At 75.2% G+C, this 17,798-nt stretch carries 17 protein-coding genes; 8 read left to right on the top strand and 9 right to left on the bottom strand.

What is annotated here, in order from left to right; all coding sequences use genetic code 11:
• Positions 1–40 precede the first annotated feature (40 nt).
• Together ABKW28_RS12020 and ABKW28_RS12015 are read right to left on the bottom strand one after the other, a co-directional pair.
• The gene (locus ABKW28_RS12020; protein WP_193669454.1) at positions 41–1,552 is read right to left on the bottom strand and encodes a flotillin family protein; all 1,512 of its coding nucleotides are present in this window, start codon (positions 1,550–1,552) and stop codon (positions 41–43) included.
• Between the two features lie 68 nt (positions 1,553–1,620).
• Positions 1,621–2,136 (bottom strand): NfeD family protein, encoded by a 516-nt coding sequence (locus tag ABKW28_RS12015; protein ID WP_193669455.1) that lies wholly within the window; start codon positions 2,134–2,136, stop codon positions 1,621–1,623.
• A 130-nt stretch (positions 2,137–2,266) separates the two neighbouring features.
• Here ABKW28_RS12015 and ABKW28_RS12010 point away from each other — a divergent pair, with 130 nt between their 5' ends.
• Positions 2,267–3,274 carry a DUF2332 domain-containing protein gene (locus ABKW28_RS12010; RefSeq protein WP_348609822.1) on the top strand — a complete coding sequence of 336 codons (1,008 nt, stop codon included), beginning with the start codon at positions 2,267–2,269 and terminating at the stop codon, positions 3,272–3,274.
• On the opposite strand, the gene ABKW28_RS12005 is transcribed toward ABKW28_RS12010, so the two are convergent.
• From ABKW28_RS12005 to ABKW28_RS11985, 5 genes are all read right to left on the bottom strand, one after another.
• On the bottom strand, positions 3,264–4,256 hold the full coding sequence (locus ABKW28_RS12005) for a LuxR C-terminal-related transcriptional regulator (protein ID WP_348609819.1): 993 nt from the start codon (positions 4,254–4,256) through the stop codon (positions 3,264–3,266). The genes ABKW28_RS12010 and ABKW28_RS12005 overlap by 11 nt on opposite strands.
• A 94-nt stretch (positions 4,257–4,350) precedes the next feature.
• Complete coding sequence (locus tag ABKW28_RS12000) at positions 4,351–4,965, bottom strand: hypothetical protein (RefSeq protein WP_348609816.1); 615 nt, start codon at positions 4,963–4,965, stop codon at positions 4,351–4,353.
• Positions 4,962–6,002: a sigma-70 family RNA polymerase sigma factor gene (locus ABKW28_RS11995; RefSeq protein WP_348609813.1), complete on the bottom strand. Its 1,041-nt coding sequence runs from the start codon at positions 6,000–6,002 to the stop codon at positions 4,962–4,964. The genes ABKW28_RS12000 and ABKW28_RS11995 overlap by 4 nt, the downstream gene beginning before the upstream one ends.
• Positions 6,003–6,082: 80 nt before the next feature.
• Positions 6,083–7,681, bottom strand: coding sequence for a glycerol-3-phosphate dehydrogenase/oxidase (locus ABKW28_RS11990; RefSeq protein ID WP_348609810.1), 1,599 nt, complete (start codon positions 7,679–7,681; stop codon positions 6,083–6,085).
• Positions 7,678–8,274: a TetR/AcrR family transcriptional regulator gene (locus ABKW28_RS11985; RefSeq protein ID WP_348609807.1), complete on the bottom strand. Its 597-nt coding sequence runs from the start codon at positions 8,272–8,274 to the stop codon at positions 7,678–7,680. The genes ABKW28_RS11990 and ABKW28_RS11985 overlap by 4 nt, the downstream gene beginning before the upstream one ends.
• A gap of 17 nt (positions 8,275–8,291) precedes the next feature.
• On the opposite strand from ABKW28_RS11985, the gene ABKW28_RS11980 reads away from it, so the two are divergent.
• Entirely contained in the window at positions 8,292–9,914 is a 1,623-nt protein-coding gene (locus ABKW28_RS11980; RefSeq protein ID WP_348609804.1) for an FAD-binding oxidoreductase, read from the top strand.
• Positions 9,911–10,828, top strand: coding sequence for a diacylglycerol kinase family protein (locus ABKW28_RS11975; RefSeq protein WP_193669462.1), 918 nt, complete (start codon positions 9,911–9,913; stop codon positions 10,826–10,828). The genes ABKW28_RS11980 and ABKW28_RS11975 overlap by 4 nt, the downstream gene beginning before the upstream one ends.
• Positions 10,829–10,876: 48 nt before the next feature.
• Here the strand turns inward: ABKW28_RS11975 and ABKW28_RS11970 are convergent, their stop codons facing one another.
• A complete protein-coding gene (locus tag ABKW28_RS11970) occupies positions 10,877–11,521 on the bottom strand; it encodes a hypothetical protein (protein WP_348609801.1) in 645 nt (214 codons plus the stop codon).
• An 82-nt stretch (positions 11,522–11,603) separates the two neighbouring features.
• On the opposite strand from ABKW28_RS11970, the gene ABKW28_RS11965 reads away from it, so the two are divergent.
• Both ABKW28_RS11965 and ABKW28_RS11960 read left to right on the top strand, forming a co-directional pair.
• Positions 11,604–11,897 carry a hypothetical protein gene (locus ABKW28_RS11965; protein WP_193669464.1) on the top strand — a complete coding sequence of 98 codons (294 nt, stop codon included), beginning with the start codon at positions 11,604–11,606 and terminating at the stop codon, positions 11,895–11,897.
• Positions 11,898–12,141: 244 nt separating this feature from the next.
• Complete coding sequence (locus tag ABKW28_RS11960) at positions 12,142–13,377, top strand: PKD domain-containing protein (protein WP_348609798.1); 1,236 nt, start codon at positions 12,142–12,144, stop codon at positions 13,375–13,377.
• A 29-nt stretch (positions 13,378–13,406) separates the two neighbouring features.
• Here the strand turns inward: ABKW28_RS11960 and ABKW28_RS11955 are convergent, their stop codons facing one another.
• A complete protein-coding gene (locus ABKW28_RS11955; RefSeq protein ID WP_193669466.1) occupies positions 13,407–14,084 on the bottom strand; it encodes a pirin family protein in 678 nt (225 codons plus the stop codon).
• A 15-nt stretch (positions 14,085–14,099) separates the two neighbouring features.
• Between ABKW28_RS11955 and ABKW28_RS11950 the strand changes: the two genes are divergently transcribed.
• Genes ABKW28_RS11950 through ABKW28_RS11940 form a run of 3 tightly spaced genes read left to right on the top strand, consistent with a single transcriptional unit; the run spans position 14,100 to position 17,471 of the window.
• Positions 14,100–15,446: a GH1 family beta-glucosidase gene (locus tag ABKW28_RS11950; RefSeq protein ID WP_348609795.1), complete on the top strand. Its 1,347-nt coding sequence runs from the start codon at positions 14,100–14,102 to the stop codon at positions 15,444–15,446.
• Positions 15,447–15,474: 28 nt separating this feature from the next.
• The gene (locus ABKW28_RS11945) at positions 15,475–16,548 is read left to right on the top strand and encodes a sulfotransferase family protein (RefSeq protein WP_348609793.1); all 1,074 of its coding nucleotides are present in this window, start codon (positions 15,475–15,477) and stop codon (positions 16,546–16,548) included.
• Positions 16,545–17,471 (top strand): hypothetical protein, encoded by a 927-nt coding sequence (locus tag ABKW28_RS11940; RefSeq protein WP_193669469.1) that lies wholly within the window; start codon positions 16,545–16,547, stop codon positions 17,469–17,471. Before ABKW28_RS11945 ends, ABKW28_RS11940 begins: the two co-directional genes overlap by 4 nt.
• Positions 17,472–17,798: the final 327 nt, after the last annotated feature.

Below are 17,798 nucleotides of genomic sequence, written 5' to 3'. Positions count from 1 at the left end.
AGATGTGTTTATGAGAGAGGGTTTAGGTCCGGGCCGGTCGTCACTGGTCGGCGCCGGAGGCCTCGAGGCCGCTGCTCGCGGCGGCCTTGCCCACCGAGCTCTTGATGAGCGCCTCGAGGTCGAGACCGGTGGTGGCCTTGAGCATGCTCATCGTCTGGGTGACGTTGTCGGTGACCTGCTTGGGCATCGCGCCGGCACCGTCGGTCGAGATCACGGTGAGCTGGTCGATGGCGCTGATCGGCGCCGCGACCTCCTTGGCGACCTTGGGCAGCACCTCGATCAGCATCTGCAGCACCGCGGCGTCGTTGTAGTGCGCGAACGCCTCGGCGCGCCGGTCCATCGCCTCGGCCTCGGCCTGGCCGACCGCCAGCGTTGCCGCGGCCTGGGCCTCGCCCTCGGCGCGGGTCGCGTCGGCCTCCGCCGTACGCCGCGCGCGCTCGGCGGCACCGCGGCGCTCGCCCTCGATCGCCTCGGCCTCGGCGAGCGCCGCGCGCCGCGACTTCTCGGCCTCACCGGAGAGGCGGGCCTCCTGGGCCTTGGCCTCGGCGGCGGCGATGGTCGAGGCCTTGCGGGCCTCGGCGGCGGCGATCTCGGCGCTGCGGCGGGCCTCGGCCTCCTGCTCGACGCGGTAGCGCTCGGCGTCGGCGGGCTTGCGGACCTCGGTCTCGAGCTGGCGCTCGGTCAGCGCCGCCTGGCGCACCGCGACCTTCTCCTGCTCGGTGAGGATCGACTGGTCGCGGTCGGCCTGGGCCAGCGGGCCGGCGGCCGCGGCCTGCGCGGACGCGGCGTCGGTCTCGGCCTTGATCTCCGACTGCTTCAGGGCCAGCACGCGCTGCGAGATCGCGATCTCCTGCTCGGCGGCGATCTGGGCCTGCTCGGCGGCCTGCCGGGCGTTCGCCTCGGCGATGCGCGCCTCCTGCGCGACCCGCGCGGCCTCGGGCCGGCCCAGGTCGGCCAGGTAGGTGCCGTCGTCGGTGACGTCCTGGATCTGGAAGGTGTCGAGGATCAGGCCCTGGCCGGTCAGGGAGTTCTCCGACTCGTCGGCCACCCGCTGGGCGAAGGCGGCCCGGTCGCGGATGATCTGCTCGACGGTCAGTCCGCCCACGATCGAGCGCAGCGCACCGGCGAGCACCTCCTGGGTGTACGACTCCACGTCGGCCTGCTGCGAGAGGAAGCGCTGGGCGGCCAGGCGGATCTGGTCGGCGTTGCCGCCCACCTTGACGATCGCCACGCCCTCGACGTTGAGCTTGATGCCCTGGCCGGAGACAGCGCCGCGGATCTGCACCGAGATCCGGCGCGAGGACAGGTCGAGGGTGCCGAGCTTCTGCACGAAGGGGATGACGAAGGTGCCGCCGCCGAGGATCACCTTCTGCCCCGACAGGTCGGTGGTCAGCTCGCCGGTCTCCGGGTTGACCACGGCCTTGCCCTTGCGGCCGGTGACGATGAAGGCCTCGTTGGGCCCGGCGACCTTGTAGCGGCTGGTGACCAGGAGCACCAGCAGGACGAAGAGGACGACGAATCCGCCGACGGGGATCAGCACGGACGTGTTCACACGGGACTCCTTGGGAGGACTGGGGCGAGGTGGTGCCTGGTGGTGGTGCCGGGTGGTGGTGCCGGGGATCAGCCGAGCTCGCGCCACGTGGGCGCGACCGTGACGGCGGTGGGGGAGACGGTGCTGGTGACGTGGACCCGCGTGCCGGGCTCGACGGGGATCGGGTGGTCGGTGTCGAGCCGGGCGTTGAGGCGCATCTCGTGCCCGCCGACCAGCACCTTGACCGTGCCGTAGCCGTCGGCGGGGATGGCCGTGAGCACGACGGCCTCGCGGCCGACGGTGTCGTCGGTGCGTGGCGAGGTGCCCGAGGTGTCGTCGCGCAGCAGCCGGGTCAGCCAGGCGGCGAACCAGCCGAAGCCGACCCCTGCCGCGACCCCGGCGGGCGCCGAGACCAGGAGCGGTGCCCCGAGCCCCTCGGCGAGCGCGCCGCCGAAGCCCAGCGCCGAGAGGAAGGCCCCGATCACCGCGCTCGAGAACGTGTCGCCGGCCAGGGCGTCGAGCGCACCGTCGAGCAGGTCGCCGACCACCAGCGAGACCAGGAGCAGCAGGAGACCGAGCACGCCGATGATGAGGTACGTCGTCACGTGCCCAGCCTCCCCCACGTGGGCGGTCCCCGCAGCACCGGCCTTTACCCGGGCCGGTTCGGGCCGGGTCGGGGCGAAGTTCGGGCCGGGTCAGCGCGAAGTCTGGGCCGGGTCGGCGATGATGGGGCGCATGCTGCTGGAGGGTGACGTGGTGGCGGTCTACGAGGACTTCGCCAGGTACACCGACGACTCGCCGTGCTTCACCGAGTGGGCGCTCGGGGTGGTCGGCGACGCCGAGGTGCGGGCCTGGCTCGAGACCCTGCCGGCGCCGCGCCGCCAGCCCAACCTGGTCTTCGCGGCCGCGCGGTGGCACGGCGTCGCCACCCCCGCGCCGTACGCCGCCCTGCGTGCGGCGCTGCTGGGCGACGACGGGTCGATCCGGGCCACGATCCTGGAGCGGCGCACCCAGACCAACGAGGCCGGGCGGATGGCCACCCTGCTGCCGGCGCTGGCCGCGCTCGGCCCCGGCCCGCTGGCGCTGGTCGAGGTGGGGGCGAGCGCCGGCCTGTGCCTCTACCCGGACCGCTGGGGCCACCGCTACCGCGCCGCCGACGGACGGGTCGTGCACGAGGTGGGCGTCGACGGCGACCGACCGGTGCTGGAGTGCCGCATCAGCGGCCACGGCGGCGCCCGGGCCCCCCTGCCGCGGGACCTGCCCACCGTCGCCTGGCGCGGCGGCGTCGACCTGCACCCCCTCGACGTGACCGACGCCGACGCGACGGCGTGGCTCGAGACGCTGGTCTGGCCCGAGCACGACGACCGGCGCCGGGTGCTGGCGAGCGCGGTCGAGGTCGCGCGCGGCGACCCGCCGCACCTGGTGGCCGGCGACCTGGTCGAGGAGCTGCCGGCGCTGGTCGAGCGCGCCTCGGCGCACGGGCGGGTGGTGGTGCAGCACAGCGCGGTGCTGAGCTACCTGCCCGAGCCAGCTCGCCGCGAGGCCGAGGCGCTGCTGGGCGGACTGGTCGCCGAGGGCGCCTGCCACTGGCTCAGCAACGAGGGCCCCGACGTGCTGCCCGCGGTCACCGGCACCGGGCCGGCCCCGCCGCCCGGGTCCTTCGTGCTCGGTCTCGACGCGCGCGCCGTGGCCTGGACGCACGGCCACGGCCGCACCCTGACCTGGACCGACCTCAGCTCATGAGCGCGCCGGCGAGCTCGCGGCGCGAGGTGATCTGCACCTTGCGGTAGACCCGCGACAGGTGCCACTCGACGGCCTTGACCGTCACCACCAGCGCGGTGGCGATCTCGCGGTTGCTCAGCCCCTGCACGGCCAGCTCGGCGACCCGGCGCTCGGCCAGGGTCAGCGTCGCGAGCGCCTCGCTGCGGCTCTCGGTGCCGGCGCCGACGAGGTCGAGCAGGCGCCGGGCCCGCTGGCGCAGCGGCCACAGGCCCTCCTGGGCGGCGTACGTCTCGGCGTCGCGCAGCAGCCGCAGCACCTGCAGCGACGACCCGCTGCCCGAGAGCACCAGCAGCCCCGCCAGGTCGGTGTCGACCTGGGCGGCCAGCCGCGCGGCGTCGATGGGAGCGAGCGCCGCGCGCGCCTCCTCGAGCAGCCCGACCCCCTCGGTGGTGGGGCTGACCGTGGCCAGGGCGCGCAGGCCGTGGGCGACGGCGTACGCCGACCCCACCGCCCGGCCGACCCGCAGGTGGGCGCGGGCCTGGCGGGCCGCGTCCTCGCTGCGGCGCGCCCGGGCCAGCGCCAGGGCCTGGTTGGCCCGCCAGGGCAGCTGCTCGGGGTCGGCGCCGGGGGCCAGGACGCCGGCCCGCGCGTGGTGCTCGACCGAGGAGTCCACGTCGCCGGCGGCCGCCGCCAGCTCGCCGAGTGCGTGGTGGGCGACGGCGGCGCCGGCCTGGCCGCTGGGCCCCGGAGCCGCGACCAGCTCCAGCAGCGGCGCGACGAGCGTGGCGGCCGTGGTGAGGTCGCCCCGCCCGAGGAGGACCTCGGCCCGCGCGGCCAGCAGCCCGGCCTGGTCGGTGTGGCCCGAGGGCGTGGTGGCAGCGAGGGCGGCGAGCGCCGTCGCGGCGTCGCGCACCCGCCCGGCGCGCAGCAGTGACCCGGCGTGCTGGAGCGGGGTGGTGGCGGCGATGCGGGTGGTCGGGCCCCCCGATCGGGTGTGCGGCATGGCAGCAGCGTAGGAAGGTAAAGTTTTACCCGGGGCTTTTTCCCCGGGAACGTCTCGGCCGGTCCAGTCAGCGCTGCCGGTGCTGCCGGCGCCGTCAGCGCTGCCGGCCGGGTCGGCCCAGCAGCCCGAGCAGCACCTCGACCGGCCCGTCGCCCGGGCGGGCGGGCAGCGGGCCCGCGAAGAGCCCCTCGGTGCGCCCGGCCGCGACGGTGCGGCGCGCCACCGGCAGGAGCGCCTGGGCCAGGGCGGGCGGCAGCACCGTGGCGGCCGCCTCCTGCTGCGCGCTCGGCGCACCGAGGCTGCGCGCGACGTCCCAGCCGTGCACCGCGACCTCGAGCGCCGCGGTCGAGACGAGCAGGTCGGCCGCCAGCCCGGCCGGGCCGTCGAGCCCGACGCGGTCGAGTTCCCGCTCGGCGGCCCCCGCCCACGCACCCAGCAGCGTGCCGACCCGCACCCGCAGCCGCCCGGCCGGGGCGTCGTACGCCGCAGCCGCGGGCGGGAGCGCCGGCACCAGCCGCAGCGCCCCCTGGCTGGCCTCGAGGTAGGCCCCCAGCGAGTCGTCCACGTGGCCCAGCAGGGCCGCCAGGTCCCAGGCGGCGCAGGGCGTGGCTCGCCCCAGGTCGCCGGGCTCGACCAGGCCCAGCACCGTGCGGGTGCCGACCAGGGAGCGCTCCAGCAGCCCGACCGCGTGGTCGAGCCGCCTGCTCATCCCGGAGCGCCGGGACGGGGGTCGGTGCCCTGCGGCACGTGGTTGGCCGGCAGGCTCGCGGGCAGGCCGAACGCGGTGAAGAGCCGGGGGTCGAAGAAGGCGTCGACCTGGCGGATCTCGGGTGCGTCAGGGGGTCCCGTCACGTCGAGGACGTGCAGCTGGAACGGGGTGAACTCGCCGCCCGGGCCGCGCATGTACATCCCGAACGCGGGCTGGCCGTTGGCGCGGGTGGCGATCATCGGCATGTCGCGGGTGCCGCCGGGGCACTCGTTGCCGATCAGCCAGGCGATGTTGGCCCGCCCGCGGAACCAGCTGGTGAAGGGCGGCATCTCCCAGACGGCCTCGGCGGTGAGCATGGAGACGATCTGGTCGACGTCCTTGCGCCAGAACGCGTCGACGTAGCGCTCGAGCAGGTGCTGCTGCTCGGGGGTGAGGTCGGGCTCGACGGTGTCCTGGGTCAGCGCCCGTGCGCTCATCTGGGCGTGCGCGCGCTGCAGCGCGGAGTTGACCGCCGCGCTCGTCGTCTCGAGGGCCTCGGCGACCTCGGCCGCGCTCCAGCGCAGCACGTCGCGCATGATCAGCACCGCCCGCTGTCGCGCGGGCAGGTGCTGCAGCGCCGCGACGAAGGCCAGCCGGATCGAGTCGCGCTCCTCGACCACCACCGCGGCGTCGGGCACCGGCTCGAGCCAGGCGATCTCGTGGTCCTGCTCGAGGGCGTCACCGGCGGGCTGGTCGCTGGTGCCCAGGCCCGTCGGCAGCGGCCGCCGGGGGCGCCCCTCCAAGCTTGAAAGGCACACGTTCGTCGCGATGCGATAGAGCCAGGTCCGCACCGACGAGCGGCCCTCGAAGGCCGCCGAGGCCTTCCAGGCACGCAGGAACGTCTCCTGCACCAGGTCCTCGGCCTCGTGCACCGAGCCGCTCATCCGGTAGCAGTGCGCCAGCAGCTCGCGCGAGTAGCGCTGGGTCAGGGCCGGGAAGTCGCCCAGCTCGGCCTGCGCCGTGCTGGGTGCCGGGGTGGGGGTGGTGCGAGAGGTCATGCGCGGGGTCTCCGTCGCCGGTGCCGTCATCGGGTGTGGGCTCCTCATAGTGTGCGCTCACCGGTCCGACCCGGCCAGGCTCACGAACTCATCGCTCGCCCCACCAGCGCGAGGGCCCGCTCGGCGAGCGGCTCGGCGAGCACCCGGTCGGAGGTCACCAGTCCCACCCGCGTACGCCGGTCGAGGAGGTCGTCGACGTCGTGCGCGCCCTCGTGGGTCACCGCGAAGACGAGCTCGGCCAGCGTCACCGGCACCTGCGCGGCTGCGGGGGCCAGCAGCTCCTCGTCGGCGAGCGGCTCGCCGGCCCGGGCCGCGACCTCGCGGGCGGTGGCCAGCACCAGGGCGGCGTCGGTGCCGAAGCGGCGTACGAGCCGGGCGGGCTCCTCGAGGGCGTCGAGCACCGGGCGCGGCGCGGCGCCGAGCAGCGGCAGGGTCGCGGTCGTGCACGGCCCGGCGACCAGCCCGCCCGCCGCGACCGCGGCGTCGACGGCGTCCTGGGCCATCCGCCGGTAGGTGGTGAGCTTGCCGCCCACCACCGTGACCATGCCCGAGCGCCCGGTCAGCACCGCGTGCCGGCGCGACAGGTCGGCGGTCTGGCCGGACCCCTCGGACCCCTTGGACCCGTCAGGAGCCGTCACGTCGAGCAGCGGCCGCAGCCCGGCGTAGGCGCCCACGACGTCGTCGCGGCGCAGGGGGGTCGCGAAGGTCGCGGCGACCACGTCGAGCAGGAATCCGATCTCGGGCTCGGTGGGCTGGGGCACGTCGGGCACCGGGCCGGGCGCGGGCTCGTCGGTCAGCCCGACGTAGATCGTGCCGTCGGGCTGGGGCAGCACCATCACGAACCGGTTGGTCGAGCCGGGCACCGGGGCGAAGACGCTGGTGCGCAGCCCCGGCAGCCGGTCGCCGCGCAGCACCAGGTGGGTGCCGCGGCTGGGGCGCAGGGTCACCTCGTCGGCCAGGTCGCCGGCCCACACGCCGGCGGCGTTGACGACCGCACGGGCCCGCACCGTCGTGGTGGCGCCAGTGGTCTCGTCGCGCAGCGACACCTCGGTGCCGCTGGCCCGCAGCACCCGGGCGCGGGTGCGCACGTGGGCGCCGTACGACGCGGCGGTGCGCGCGATCGTGGTGACCAGGCGGGCGTCGTCCTCGAGCTGGCCGTCCCAGCCGAGCAGGCCGCCGACCAGCCCCGCGGGGCGCAGGCCGGGGGCCATCGCGAGGGTCTCGGTGCGCGAGAGCCGGCGCGGGCGCGGCAGGGTCTCGGCGCTGGTGCGCGCGCCGCGGCGCAGCAGGTCGCCGGCGGCCAGCCCGCTGCGCGAGAGCAGCCGCTGCAGGGGAGCGGTGCCGGAGGTGATCGGGATCAGCATCGGCATCGCGCGGGTCAGGTGGGGCGCGGTGGTCTGCATCAGGATGCCGCGCTCGACGGCGCTCTCGTGGGCGACGCCGACCTGTCCCTGGGCCAGGTAGCGCAGCCCGCCGTGCACCATCTTCGAGCTCCAGCGCGAGGTGCCGAAGGCGAGGTCGTGGGCGTCGACGGCCAGCACCGACAGCCCGCGGGTGACCGCGTCGAGGGCGACGCCCACGCCGGTGACGCCGAGGCCGACGACCACGAGGTCGACCTCGACGGGTGCCCCGGCCAGGCCGGCGCGGATGCGGGTCCCGGGACGGGTCTCGGCGCTCACGGGCGCACCGCCCGGGCCAGCAGGTGGCGCAGCTCGGCGTCGAGGTCGGCGGCCGACACGTCGTCGTCGACCATCGTGTGGGCCGAGAGCACGAAGCCGTGGGCGGCGAGCACCAGGCCGCGCGCGATCGCCAGCGGCGAGCCGGCGCGCACCTCGCCGGCGGCCTGGCCGCGGGCCAGCTCGTCGGTGAGCAGGGTGGCGATCAGCTCCTGCGAGCGGCCGCGGCGGTGCAGCAGGTAGGGCAGCACCAGCTCGGGGTCGAGCTCGACGATGCGCACGAAGAGCTCGTTGCGGCGCAGCGCGTCGACGGTGCGTGCGACCTCGTCGACGATCCGCTCGACCGTGTCGCCAGGTCCCTCGTCGGCGACGGTGCGCGCGACCAGCCCCGACCACTCGCGGGTCATCAGGTCGCCGAGCAGGGTCGGCATGTCGGCCCAGGAGCGGTAGATCGTCATCCGCGAGACGCCGGCGCGGCGCGCGACCTCGGTGAGCGTCGTACGCCGCCAGCCGACGTCGAGGATGCACTCGCGGGCCGCGTCGAGGTAGGCGTCGCGTGGGTCCTGCGGCGGATCGTTGTGACACAGTGACGTCATATGTCACACTGTAACACGTGACCCACGACACCGCTGCTCCCCACGGCTCCCCGTCCACCGGTGCGCACCCGCGCGAGATGCACCCGCAGCGCTGGGGCGACCCGGCCGCCGCGACCGCGCTCCCCGAGGCCGCCCGCGGGCTCGTCGAGCTCGCCTTCGGCCTGCACGAGACGCCCGCCGCCGCCGAGGTCGAGCTGCCCCCGGTGGGCCTCGGCGACGACGTGCTGGCGGCGCTGGCCGACGTGGTCGGGCCCGACCACGTGCACGTCGACGACGCCTCGCGCCGGCTGCGCACCCGGGGCAAGTCGACCCCCGACCTGCTGCGCGCCCGCGCCGGCGACCTGACCGACGCCCCCGACGCGGTGGTGCGCCCGGGCAGCCACGACGAGGTCGCGGGCGTCCTCGCCCTCGCCGTCGAGCACCACCTGGCGGTCGTTCCCTTCGGCGGCGGCACCTGCGTCACCGGTGGCCTGGCCGCGCGTCGTGACGGCTTCGCCGGCCTGGTCTCGCTCGACCTGGTCCGCCTCGACGCGCTGCTCGAGGTCGACGAGGTCTCGATGACCGCCACCCTCGAGCCCGGCCTGCGCGGCCCCGAGGCCGAGGCGCTGCTCGCCGAGCACGGGCTCTGCCTGGGCCACTACCCGCAGTCCTTCGAGCACGCCTCGATCGGCGGCTTCGCCGCGACCCGTTCCTCGGGCCAGTCGAGCGCCGGCTACGGCCGCTTCGACCAGATGGTCGTCGGCCTGCGGGTGGCCACCCCGCGCGGGGAGTGGCGGCTCGGCTCGTCGCCCGCCAACGCCGCCGGCCCCGACCTGCGCCAGCTGGTGCTGGGCTCCGAGGGCGCCTTCGGCGTGATCACCGCGGTCACCGTGCGGGTGCGCCGGCTGCCCGAGGTGAAGGTCTACGAGGGCTGGCGCTGGGGCTCCTTCGTCGAGGGCGCCGCCGCGATGCGCACGCTGGCCCAGTCGGGCACGCTGCCCACGGTGCTGCGGCTCTCCGACGAGGCCGAGACCGGGCTCAACCTGGCTCGCCCCGACGCCATCGGCGAGGAGTCCACCGGCTGCCTGATGATCGTGGGCCACGAGGGCACGCCCGCCCAGGTCGAGTCCCGCCGCGCCGCCGTCACCGAGGTGCTCACCGGCCTCGGCGGCACCCCGCTGGGCGAGGAGCCGGGCGCGTCGTGGGCCCACGGCCGCTTCCACGCGCCGTACCTGCGCGACTCGATGCTCGACGTGGGCGTGCTGGTCGAGACCCTCGAGACCGCCACCTTCTGGTCGAAGGTCGACGCGCTGTACGCCGACGTGCGCGGCGCCCTGGAGCGCGAGCTCGGCGCCGAGGGCGGCTCGGCGATCGTGCTGTGCCACATCTCCCACGTCTACGAGACCGGCTGCTCGCTCTACTTCACCGTGGCGACCAGCGCGGGTGAGGCGCCGATCGAGCGCTGGGGCCGGGCCAAGGCCGCCGCCAACGACGCGATCGTCGCCGACGGCGCCACCATCAGCCACCACCACGCCGTCGGCACCGACCACCGGCCGTGGCTGGGCGCCGAGATCGGCGACCTGGGTGCCTCGGTGCTACGCGCGGTCAAGGCCGACCTCGACCCCACCGGCGTGCTCAACCCCGGGGTGCTGGTCCCGTGAGCGCCCCCGATCGCACCTTCACGTTCCTGGTCAACCCCGCCTCCGGAGGTGGCGCGGCGCCCGAGGCCGTGGTGCCGGTCGCGCGGCTGCTGCGCGAGGCGGGCGCCTCGGTCGAGGTGACCTACTCGCCGGGCCCGCGGGCCACCGACGACCTCGTGCGGGCCGCCGTCGGGCGCGGCGACGTCGTGGTCTCGGTCGGCGGCGACGGCATGCTCTCCCACCTCGCCGGCGCGGTCTCGACCGCCGGTGGCGTCCTGGGGGTGCTGCCGGCCGGCCGCGGCAACGACTTCGCGCGGATGCTGGGGCTGGCCTCCGAGCCGGCCGCGGTCGCCGAGCACCTGCTGCACGCGCCGGTGCGCGAGGTCGACCTGCTGGCCTGGACCCTCCCCGGCGGGCCGAGCCGGCTGGTGGCCGGGTCCGTCTACTCCGGCATCGACGCCCGTGCCGCGGCGATGGTCGACCGGATGCGCTGGACCCCGCAGAAGCTGCAGTACCCGCTGGCCGCGGTCCGCGCGATCGCGACGTACCGGCCTGGCCGGTTCCGGGTGGCGGTCGACGGCGACGCGCGCCAGTACGCCGCCGGGCTGGTCGTGGTGGCCGGCTCCGCCTACTACGGCAAGGGCATGAAGGTCGCCCCCGGCGCGGTCGTCGACGACGCCCTGCTCGACGTCGTGGTGGTCGAGGCCGCCTCGCGGACCGCGCTGGTGCGTTCGTTCCCCAAGATCTACGACGGCTCCCACGTCGACCTGCCCCAGGTCACGGTGCTGCGCGGCGCCCGCGTCGAGCTCAACGCCGACGGCCGCACCCCGCTCCCGGTGGGCGGCGACGGCGAGCCGCTCGGCGAGCTGCCGGGCCTCGGCCGGGCGCCCGCCGTGGTGGAGGTGCGCCCCGGCGCGCTGCGGGTGATCGGCTGACAGCGCTTTGCAGAGGGGCACGCGTGTGCCCCTCTGCAAAGGCGCGGGTCACCCCTCGCCAGTGAGGGTGCGGGCCAGCCGCTGTGCAGCGCGGCGTACGACGTCGGCGTCGTCGGGGTCGTCGCCGCCGGCGGCCCGCTCGGGCACCAGGCCCGCGGCCAGGGCGGCGGGCCGGGTCAGCCAGGCCCAGGCCCGCCAGCCGTCCATGCCGGCGCCGAGCAGCGGCTCGAGGAGGGGGGCGAGCTCGGGCCGCGGCTCGCCGGCGGCGTCGAGCTGGAAGGCGGGCACCATCGCGCCGGTCGGGCCGGTGACGACGAGCAGCCGGTGCTGCCCGGCCGCCTTGTGCACCGCGAAGCGGGTGCGCTCGGCCGTCGAGCCCCGCAGCCGGGCCAGCGACTCGTAGGTGTGCCAGGGGCTGGTCAGCAGCTCGTCGTGCACCCGCGCCTGCTGGGCGATCTGCAGCAGCGGCACGGGCACGGCGTGACCGGGGTCGCTGCCCTCCTGGTGCAGCACCGCGTCGAGCTCGGCGACCTGGTCGTCGCTCAGCTCGGCGCCGGTGCCCGGGTCGGTCCACACCGCGCGGCCCGCGGCGTCGCGCGTCATCGTCGGCAGGCCGGCCTCGCCGAGGTGGTCGACCAGGCCGAGCTGCTCGAGCCAGGTCGCCAGCCGTTCACGGGTGCCGTCGGGTTCCATGGGTCCAGCCTGCCGCAGCGCCCGCGGCGCCCGCAGCCGGGGCGCGGCGGGCGGCGCGGCCCTCGTCACTACAGTGGCCGGTGTGAGCGAGCCCGCGCAGACCTCCGGGCGTCCGCAGACCCGACCGGGCCGGTTGGCGCGGCGGGGCGGCTGGACCATCGCGATCGCCACGGCGGCCTCGCTGCTGCTGGTGCGGCTCACCGGCGACCTGGCGGCACCGGGCATGGTGCTCGTCGCCGGGCTGGTGTGGGGCGGCTTCCTGCTGCTCGTGGCCCTGGCCACCCACCTCGGCGGGCTCGGCGAGGAGGACCTGCGCCAGGAGCGTCGACCGGGGCAGAGCGGCCCCGGGCCCCTCGGCCCGGGCCCCCTCGGCTGAGCGTGGTCCAGACCTCGTCGCGCCCGGGGTGACCCGGCGGGCACCGGCTCGTTGGTCAGCTCGAACCCAGGGGGCGGCCGCTGCCCTCCCGGGCGCCGACACGCCGTGACCCCGTCGACCGAGGACCGACGGGGTCGCGGCGCGTCACCGGCAGGGGTCTAGACCGTCGACGGGCCGCGAGTCACTCCTCGGGTGGACGTGCGTTGGACCTGTACCTGGTCCCCCACCGGAAGCGAGCCCCGCCATGTCCCCCCTGTCCTCCCGAAGGTCGCGCACCCGGTCCACAGCGGTCGCCACCGCCGTGGGCACCGCGCTCGTCGGTCTCCCCGTGCTGGCGGTGGTCTCCGCCGTCGGCGGACCCGCCGGCCCGGCCCAGGCGCAGAGCGCCTGCTCCTTCGACGCGCGCTTCACCGACCCCGCCGGCGACGTCAACGACCTGCTGATCCTGCCGGTGGATCCGGCTCTCGACCCCGACGGCCTCGACCTGCGCGAGGCGTGGGTGAGCACCAACGCCACCGACGACGCGATCACCTTCCACATCAAGGTCACCGACCTGTCGGTGCTCAGCGGAGGCCTGCGGGGCACCAGCGAGCTCTTCCGCTGGGCGTTCGTCCTGGGTGGCCAGGACTACGTCGTCGAGGCCGACCGGCCGCTGCTGCAGCCGGAGGTGCCGATCGAGGCGCCCGGCACCTACACGCTGACCGACGGGTCGGGCACGACGCTCAAGACGGGCCTGGCCGGCAGCTTCGACCCGGCCCTCGACCTGGTCACGGTGACACTCGCCGCGAGCGACCTGACGACGGCCAGCCCGGCCCAGGACGCGTTCGTGGTCGGCGACGTGCTGAGCGGCTTCTCGATCACCTCTCTGCGCTCCCTGCTCATCACCGACGACGTGGCCGACCGCGCGACCAGCCCGTGCACCTACCGGATCGGCGACAAGACGCCCTCGCCCGACCCGACCGCCACGGTGACCGCCACCGCGACCACCACCGCCACCGCGACCACCACCGCCACCACGACGGCCACGGCGACGGCCACGGCGACGACCACCGTCACCAGCCAGCCCACCGCCACCGCGACCACCACGGTGACCAGCCAACCGACCGCCACGGCCACGGCCACCACGACGGCGACCACGACGGCCACCGCGACGGCCACCGCGACCGCCACGGAGACGGTCACCACCGGACCGGGCAACCGGGTGCCGCAGGTCAAGCGGATCGCCGCCAAGCCGTTGGAGGGCCAGGGCAAGGCCCGTGCCAAGTCGCCGATCCGGTTCCGCGTCAAGGCCACCGACCCCGACGGTGACCCGCTCACCTACCGCTGGGACTTCGGCGACGGCAACAAGGGCCGAGGCATCCGGGTGATCAACCGCTACGACTTCCGCGGCCAGTACCGGATCATCCTCAAGGTCAACGACGGCACCGAGACCGTCAAGACGCGCTTCATGATCAAGATCGGCAAGCCGAAGAAGCGCTGAGCGCTACCCCTCGAGCCGGTCCTCCGGGCTCAGGACGTGAAGGTCCACACCAGCAGCTGGGTGTCGACCGCCGCGACCACCGGGTGGGCCGGCTCGTCGGTGGCGCAGATCGAGTCGCCGACCGCCAGCGGCTCGGCGAGCGAGAAGCGCAGCAGTGCGCCCCGCACCACGTAGACGTGCACCCGTGGCGCGACGGGCAGCTCGAGGGTGTCGCCGCCCCGCAGCTGCGCCACCGCCAGGCTCGCCCCGTCGACGCCGACGCCCAGGGGCGCGGGCACCAGCCCGCGCGCACCCGGGTCGACCGCCGCGACGGCGTACGACGGGTCGGTGCCGGTGGCGTCGGGGCGCAGCCAGGTCTGCACCCACCGGGTCGGGCCGGCCCCCTCGACGGCGGTCTCGGAGTGACGCACCCCGCTGCCTGCCGAGAGCACCGCCAGCGAGCCGGCGGGCACCACCTCCTCGCGCCCCGCGTCGTCGACGTGGCGCACCGCGCCCGAGACCACCCAGGTGACGATCTCGAGGTCGCTGTGGGCGTGCTCCTCGAAGCCCTGCCCGCCGCGCACGACGTGGTCGTCGTGGCAGACCATCGGCCCGAACGAGAGCCGCTCGGGGTCGTAGTGCTCGCCGAACGAGAAGGCGTGCCGGGTCAGTCGCCCGGGCACCCGGGTCAAGAAGCGGGTGTTCCCCCGACGGATCTCCACGGTCACGGCATCATTGTGCCGGTGCGAGCCTCCTTTCCCGAGCTGCCGCCGGGTTTCCGGCTCGGCACCGCCACGTCGGCCTTCCAGAGCGAGGGCAGCACCGACGTCGACGGCCGGGGTCCCTCGATCTGGGACACCTTCTCGAAGCTGCCGGGCGCCGTCCTCGACGGCACCACCGGTGAGCCGGCCTGCGACTCCTACCGCCGCTACCGCGACGACGTCGCGCTGATGGCCCGTCTGGGGGTCGGGGGCCACCGCTTCTCGGTCTCGTGGTCGCGGGTGCTGCCCACCGGGCGCGGGGCGGTCAACGCCGCCGGCCTCGACTTCTACGACCGGCTCGTCGACGAGATGCTCGCCCAGGGCGTCGCCCCGATGGCCGCGCTCTACCACTGGGACCTGCCGCAGGTGCTCGAGGACGAGGGCGGGTGGCTCAACCGCGAGACCGTCGAGGCGTTCGCCGAGTACGCCGCCGTGGTCGGCGAGGCGCCCGCCGACCGGGTCGAGCACTGGATCCCCGTGGTCGAGCCCAACGTCGCCACGATCATGGGCCACGCCACCGGCATGCACGCCCCGGGCCGCGAGATGGGCTTCGACTCGCTCCCGGTCGCCCACCACCTGCTGCTGGCCCACGGCCGTGCGGTGGTCGAGCTGCGTGCCGCCGGGGCCTCCTCGGTCGGCTGCGCCAACAACCACGCCCCGATGTGGCCGGTCAGCGAGGACCCCGCCGACGTGGGTGCCACCAAGCTCTTCGACGCCCTGTGGAACGGGCTGTTCCTGGAGCCGATGCTGCTGGGGCGCTACCCCGTCGACCTGGCGCCGCTGGTCGAGGAGGCAGTGCGTCCCGGCGACCTGGCCACGATCCGCCAGCCGCTCGACTTCTACGGGGTCAACTACTACAGCCCGATCAAGATCGGCGCGGCGCCCGAGGACTCCCCGATCCCCTTCGAGGTGTGCGAGCTGGTCGGCTACCCGGTCACCGACATCGGGTGGCCGGTGGTGCCCGACTCGCTGCGCGAGTGGCTGATCACCCTGCGCGCCCGCTACCGCGCGGCGCTGCCGCCGGTGGTCGTCACCGAGTCGGGGGCGGCGTACTCGACGGGGCCCGACGGGTCGGGGGTGGTCGACGACCAGGAGCGCATCGCCTACCTCGACGCCCACCTGCGCGCCGTCGCCGCGGCCTGCCAGCGCGGGGTCGACGTGCGCGGCTACTACGTGTGGTCGCTGCTCGACAGCTTCGAGTGGGTGCACGGCCTCGAGCAGCGCTACGGGCTGGTCCACGTCGACCACCAGACGCAGGCGCGCACCCCCAAGGCGTCGTTCGAGTGGTACGCCGCGGTGATCGCCGCCCAGACCCGGTCGGTCGGCTGAGCGGCCCGACGTCGTTAGTCTGAGGTCCATGGTCGACGCGCCCACCCCCTCGGAGTCCCCTGCCCAGCTCGTCGACCCGGCCCCGCCACAGCGCCGTGTCGTCTTCGTGGTCGGGTCGGGACGCAGCGGCACCAGCACCATGGCCGGGGCGCTGCAGACCCTCGGCATGACGGTGCCGGCGCCCGAGGTGGCCGCCGACGACACCAACCCCAAGGGGTTCGCGGAGTCGCAGTGGGTCGTCGACCTGCACGACGAGCTGCTCGAGCGCACCAACGTCTCGATGGCTGACGCGCGGCCCTCGGCGTGGTTCGACACCGGTCGGCTCAACAACTTCGAGCCGCTGCGCACCCGGCTGCACACCTGGCTCGAGGAGCAGCTGGTCGCCGGCGGACCCGAGCTGGTCGTCAAGGACCCCCGCCTGGCCTGGTTCCTGGGCCTGTGGCGCTCCGCGGCGATGCGCAGCGAGGCGGAGGCCGGCTACGTGACGATGCTGCGCCCGGTCACCGAGGTGGTCGGCTCCAAGCAGCGCGTCTACGACGCCCGCACCAGCGAGGTGCACCGCACCGCCGCCTGGGTCAACATGATGCTCCACGTCGAGCGCAGCACCCGCGGCTCGTCCCGCGCCTTCGTGCGCTACCACGACATGCTCGACGACTGGACCGTGCCGGTCTTCGGCCTGGGCCAGCGCTTCGACCTCGACGCCGTGAAGTCGGCCTCGGCCAACGACATCCGCCAGGTCCACCAGTTCGTCGACCCCTCCCTGCGGCGCGTGGCGCTGACCTGGGCCGACGTCGACGTGCCGCGCCGGCTGCGCGACATCGCCCAGGAGACCTGGGAGGCCCTCGACAAGCTGCCCGACGAGGGCGGCGACACCCCCGAGGTGCAGGCCACCCTCGACGAGCTGCGCGCGGCGTACGCCGAGATGTACGACGAGGCGCAGGCGCTGACCCGCTCGACGGCCGACGCGGCCCGCCGCGAGGGGGCCCGCACCCAGCCGGCGCCGCCGAGCGCCGTCGACCGGGTGCCGCACTCGGTGCGCGCGATGGTGCCGCCCTCGGTGCGCCGCGGGCTGCGCAAGGCCGCCGGGCGGGAGCGCGGATGAGCCCGGTGCGCGGGGCCGACATCGCCTGCCTCGAGGGCGAGAGCGCCTACGACGTGCGCTGGCCCTGGAAGGACGGCGCGCTGCGGCCCGGGCTGACCTGCGTGTTCCGGCTCAAGAACGAGGCGCACAACCTGCCGTGGGTGCTGCCGCCGATGCTCGAGGCGGTCCAGCACGTCGTCATCGTCGACAACCTCTCCGACGACGGCACCCCCGAGGTGGCCCAGCGGGTCGCCGAGGAGTGCGGGGCGGGGGAGCGGATCACCGTGACGTCGTACCCCTTCCAGGTCTCGCGCGCCGGCAGCGAGCACCTGGCCACCCGGCCCGACTCGGTGCACTCCCTGACGCACTTCTACAACTGGTCGTTCTCCCACGTGCGCACGGCCTACTCGATGAAGTGGGACGGCGACATGGTGCTGACCCGCGAGGGCGTGAGCATCCTGCGCGACCTGTCGTGGCAGCTCGAGGACTCCAACGCCGTCGTCGCCGTGCCGCGCCACCCGCTCTCGGTGGAGAGCGAGCAGGTCGCCTGGCTCGACCTCGGCTTCCGCTTCCTCGAGCCGTGGATCTACCCGATGGGCCCGGAGTTCACCTTCGTGAAGGCCTTCGAGTGGGAGGTGCGCGAGTTCCCCGAGTCGACCACCCGCATCGTGGCCCCCGAGGGGCTGTGCGTGGAGCTGAAGTGGCTCGACCGCGACGAGTTCGCGCACTGGAGCGACATGGACTTCGACACCTCCCGCGCCCCCCGCAAGCGCCGCGAGTGGCAGGTCTACTCCGCGCTGCGCGACGGCCTGGGCCACGAGGTGCCCGGCCTGCACCGCATCGAGTCGCCCCCCGGCGTCCACGTCGTCGACCACGTCACCCGCACCTGGCTGCCCCGCGCCGAGCGCCCCCTCGTCCGCCGCAAGGGCCGCCTCGAGGTCTGACGACCCCGCTGGTTGAGCAGCGAGGCGCCGTCGTGGGTTGAGCAGCGAGGGCCGGAGGCTCGAGCGTCGCCGAAACCGCGTGACCCCATGGCGTACGGCGACCACGGTTGCGGTGGGCGAGTCACTCACCGGGTCTCGGCGTCGATCGTCGCTGGCGCTCCTCCCTGCTCGACCAACGGAGTCGCTGGTTGAGCAGCGAGGGCCGGAGGCTCGAGCGTCGCCGAAACCGCGTGACCCCATGGCGTACGGCGACCACGGTTGCGGTGGGCGAGTCACTCACCGGGTCTCGGCGTCGCTCGTCGCTGGCGCTCCTCCCTGCTCGACCAG

Source organism: Nocardioides sp. 31GB23 (assembly GCF_040012395.1).
In the GTDB taxonomy this organism is placed as follows: Bacteria; Actinomycetota; Actinomycetes; order Propionibacteriales; family Nocardioidaceae; genus Nocardioides; species Nocardioides salarius.
This window is presented reverse-complemented; position numbering and strand designations above follow the sequence as displayed.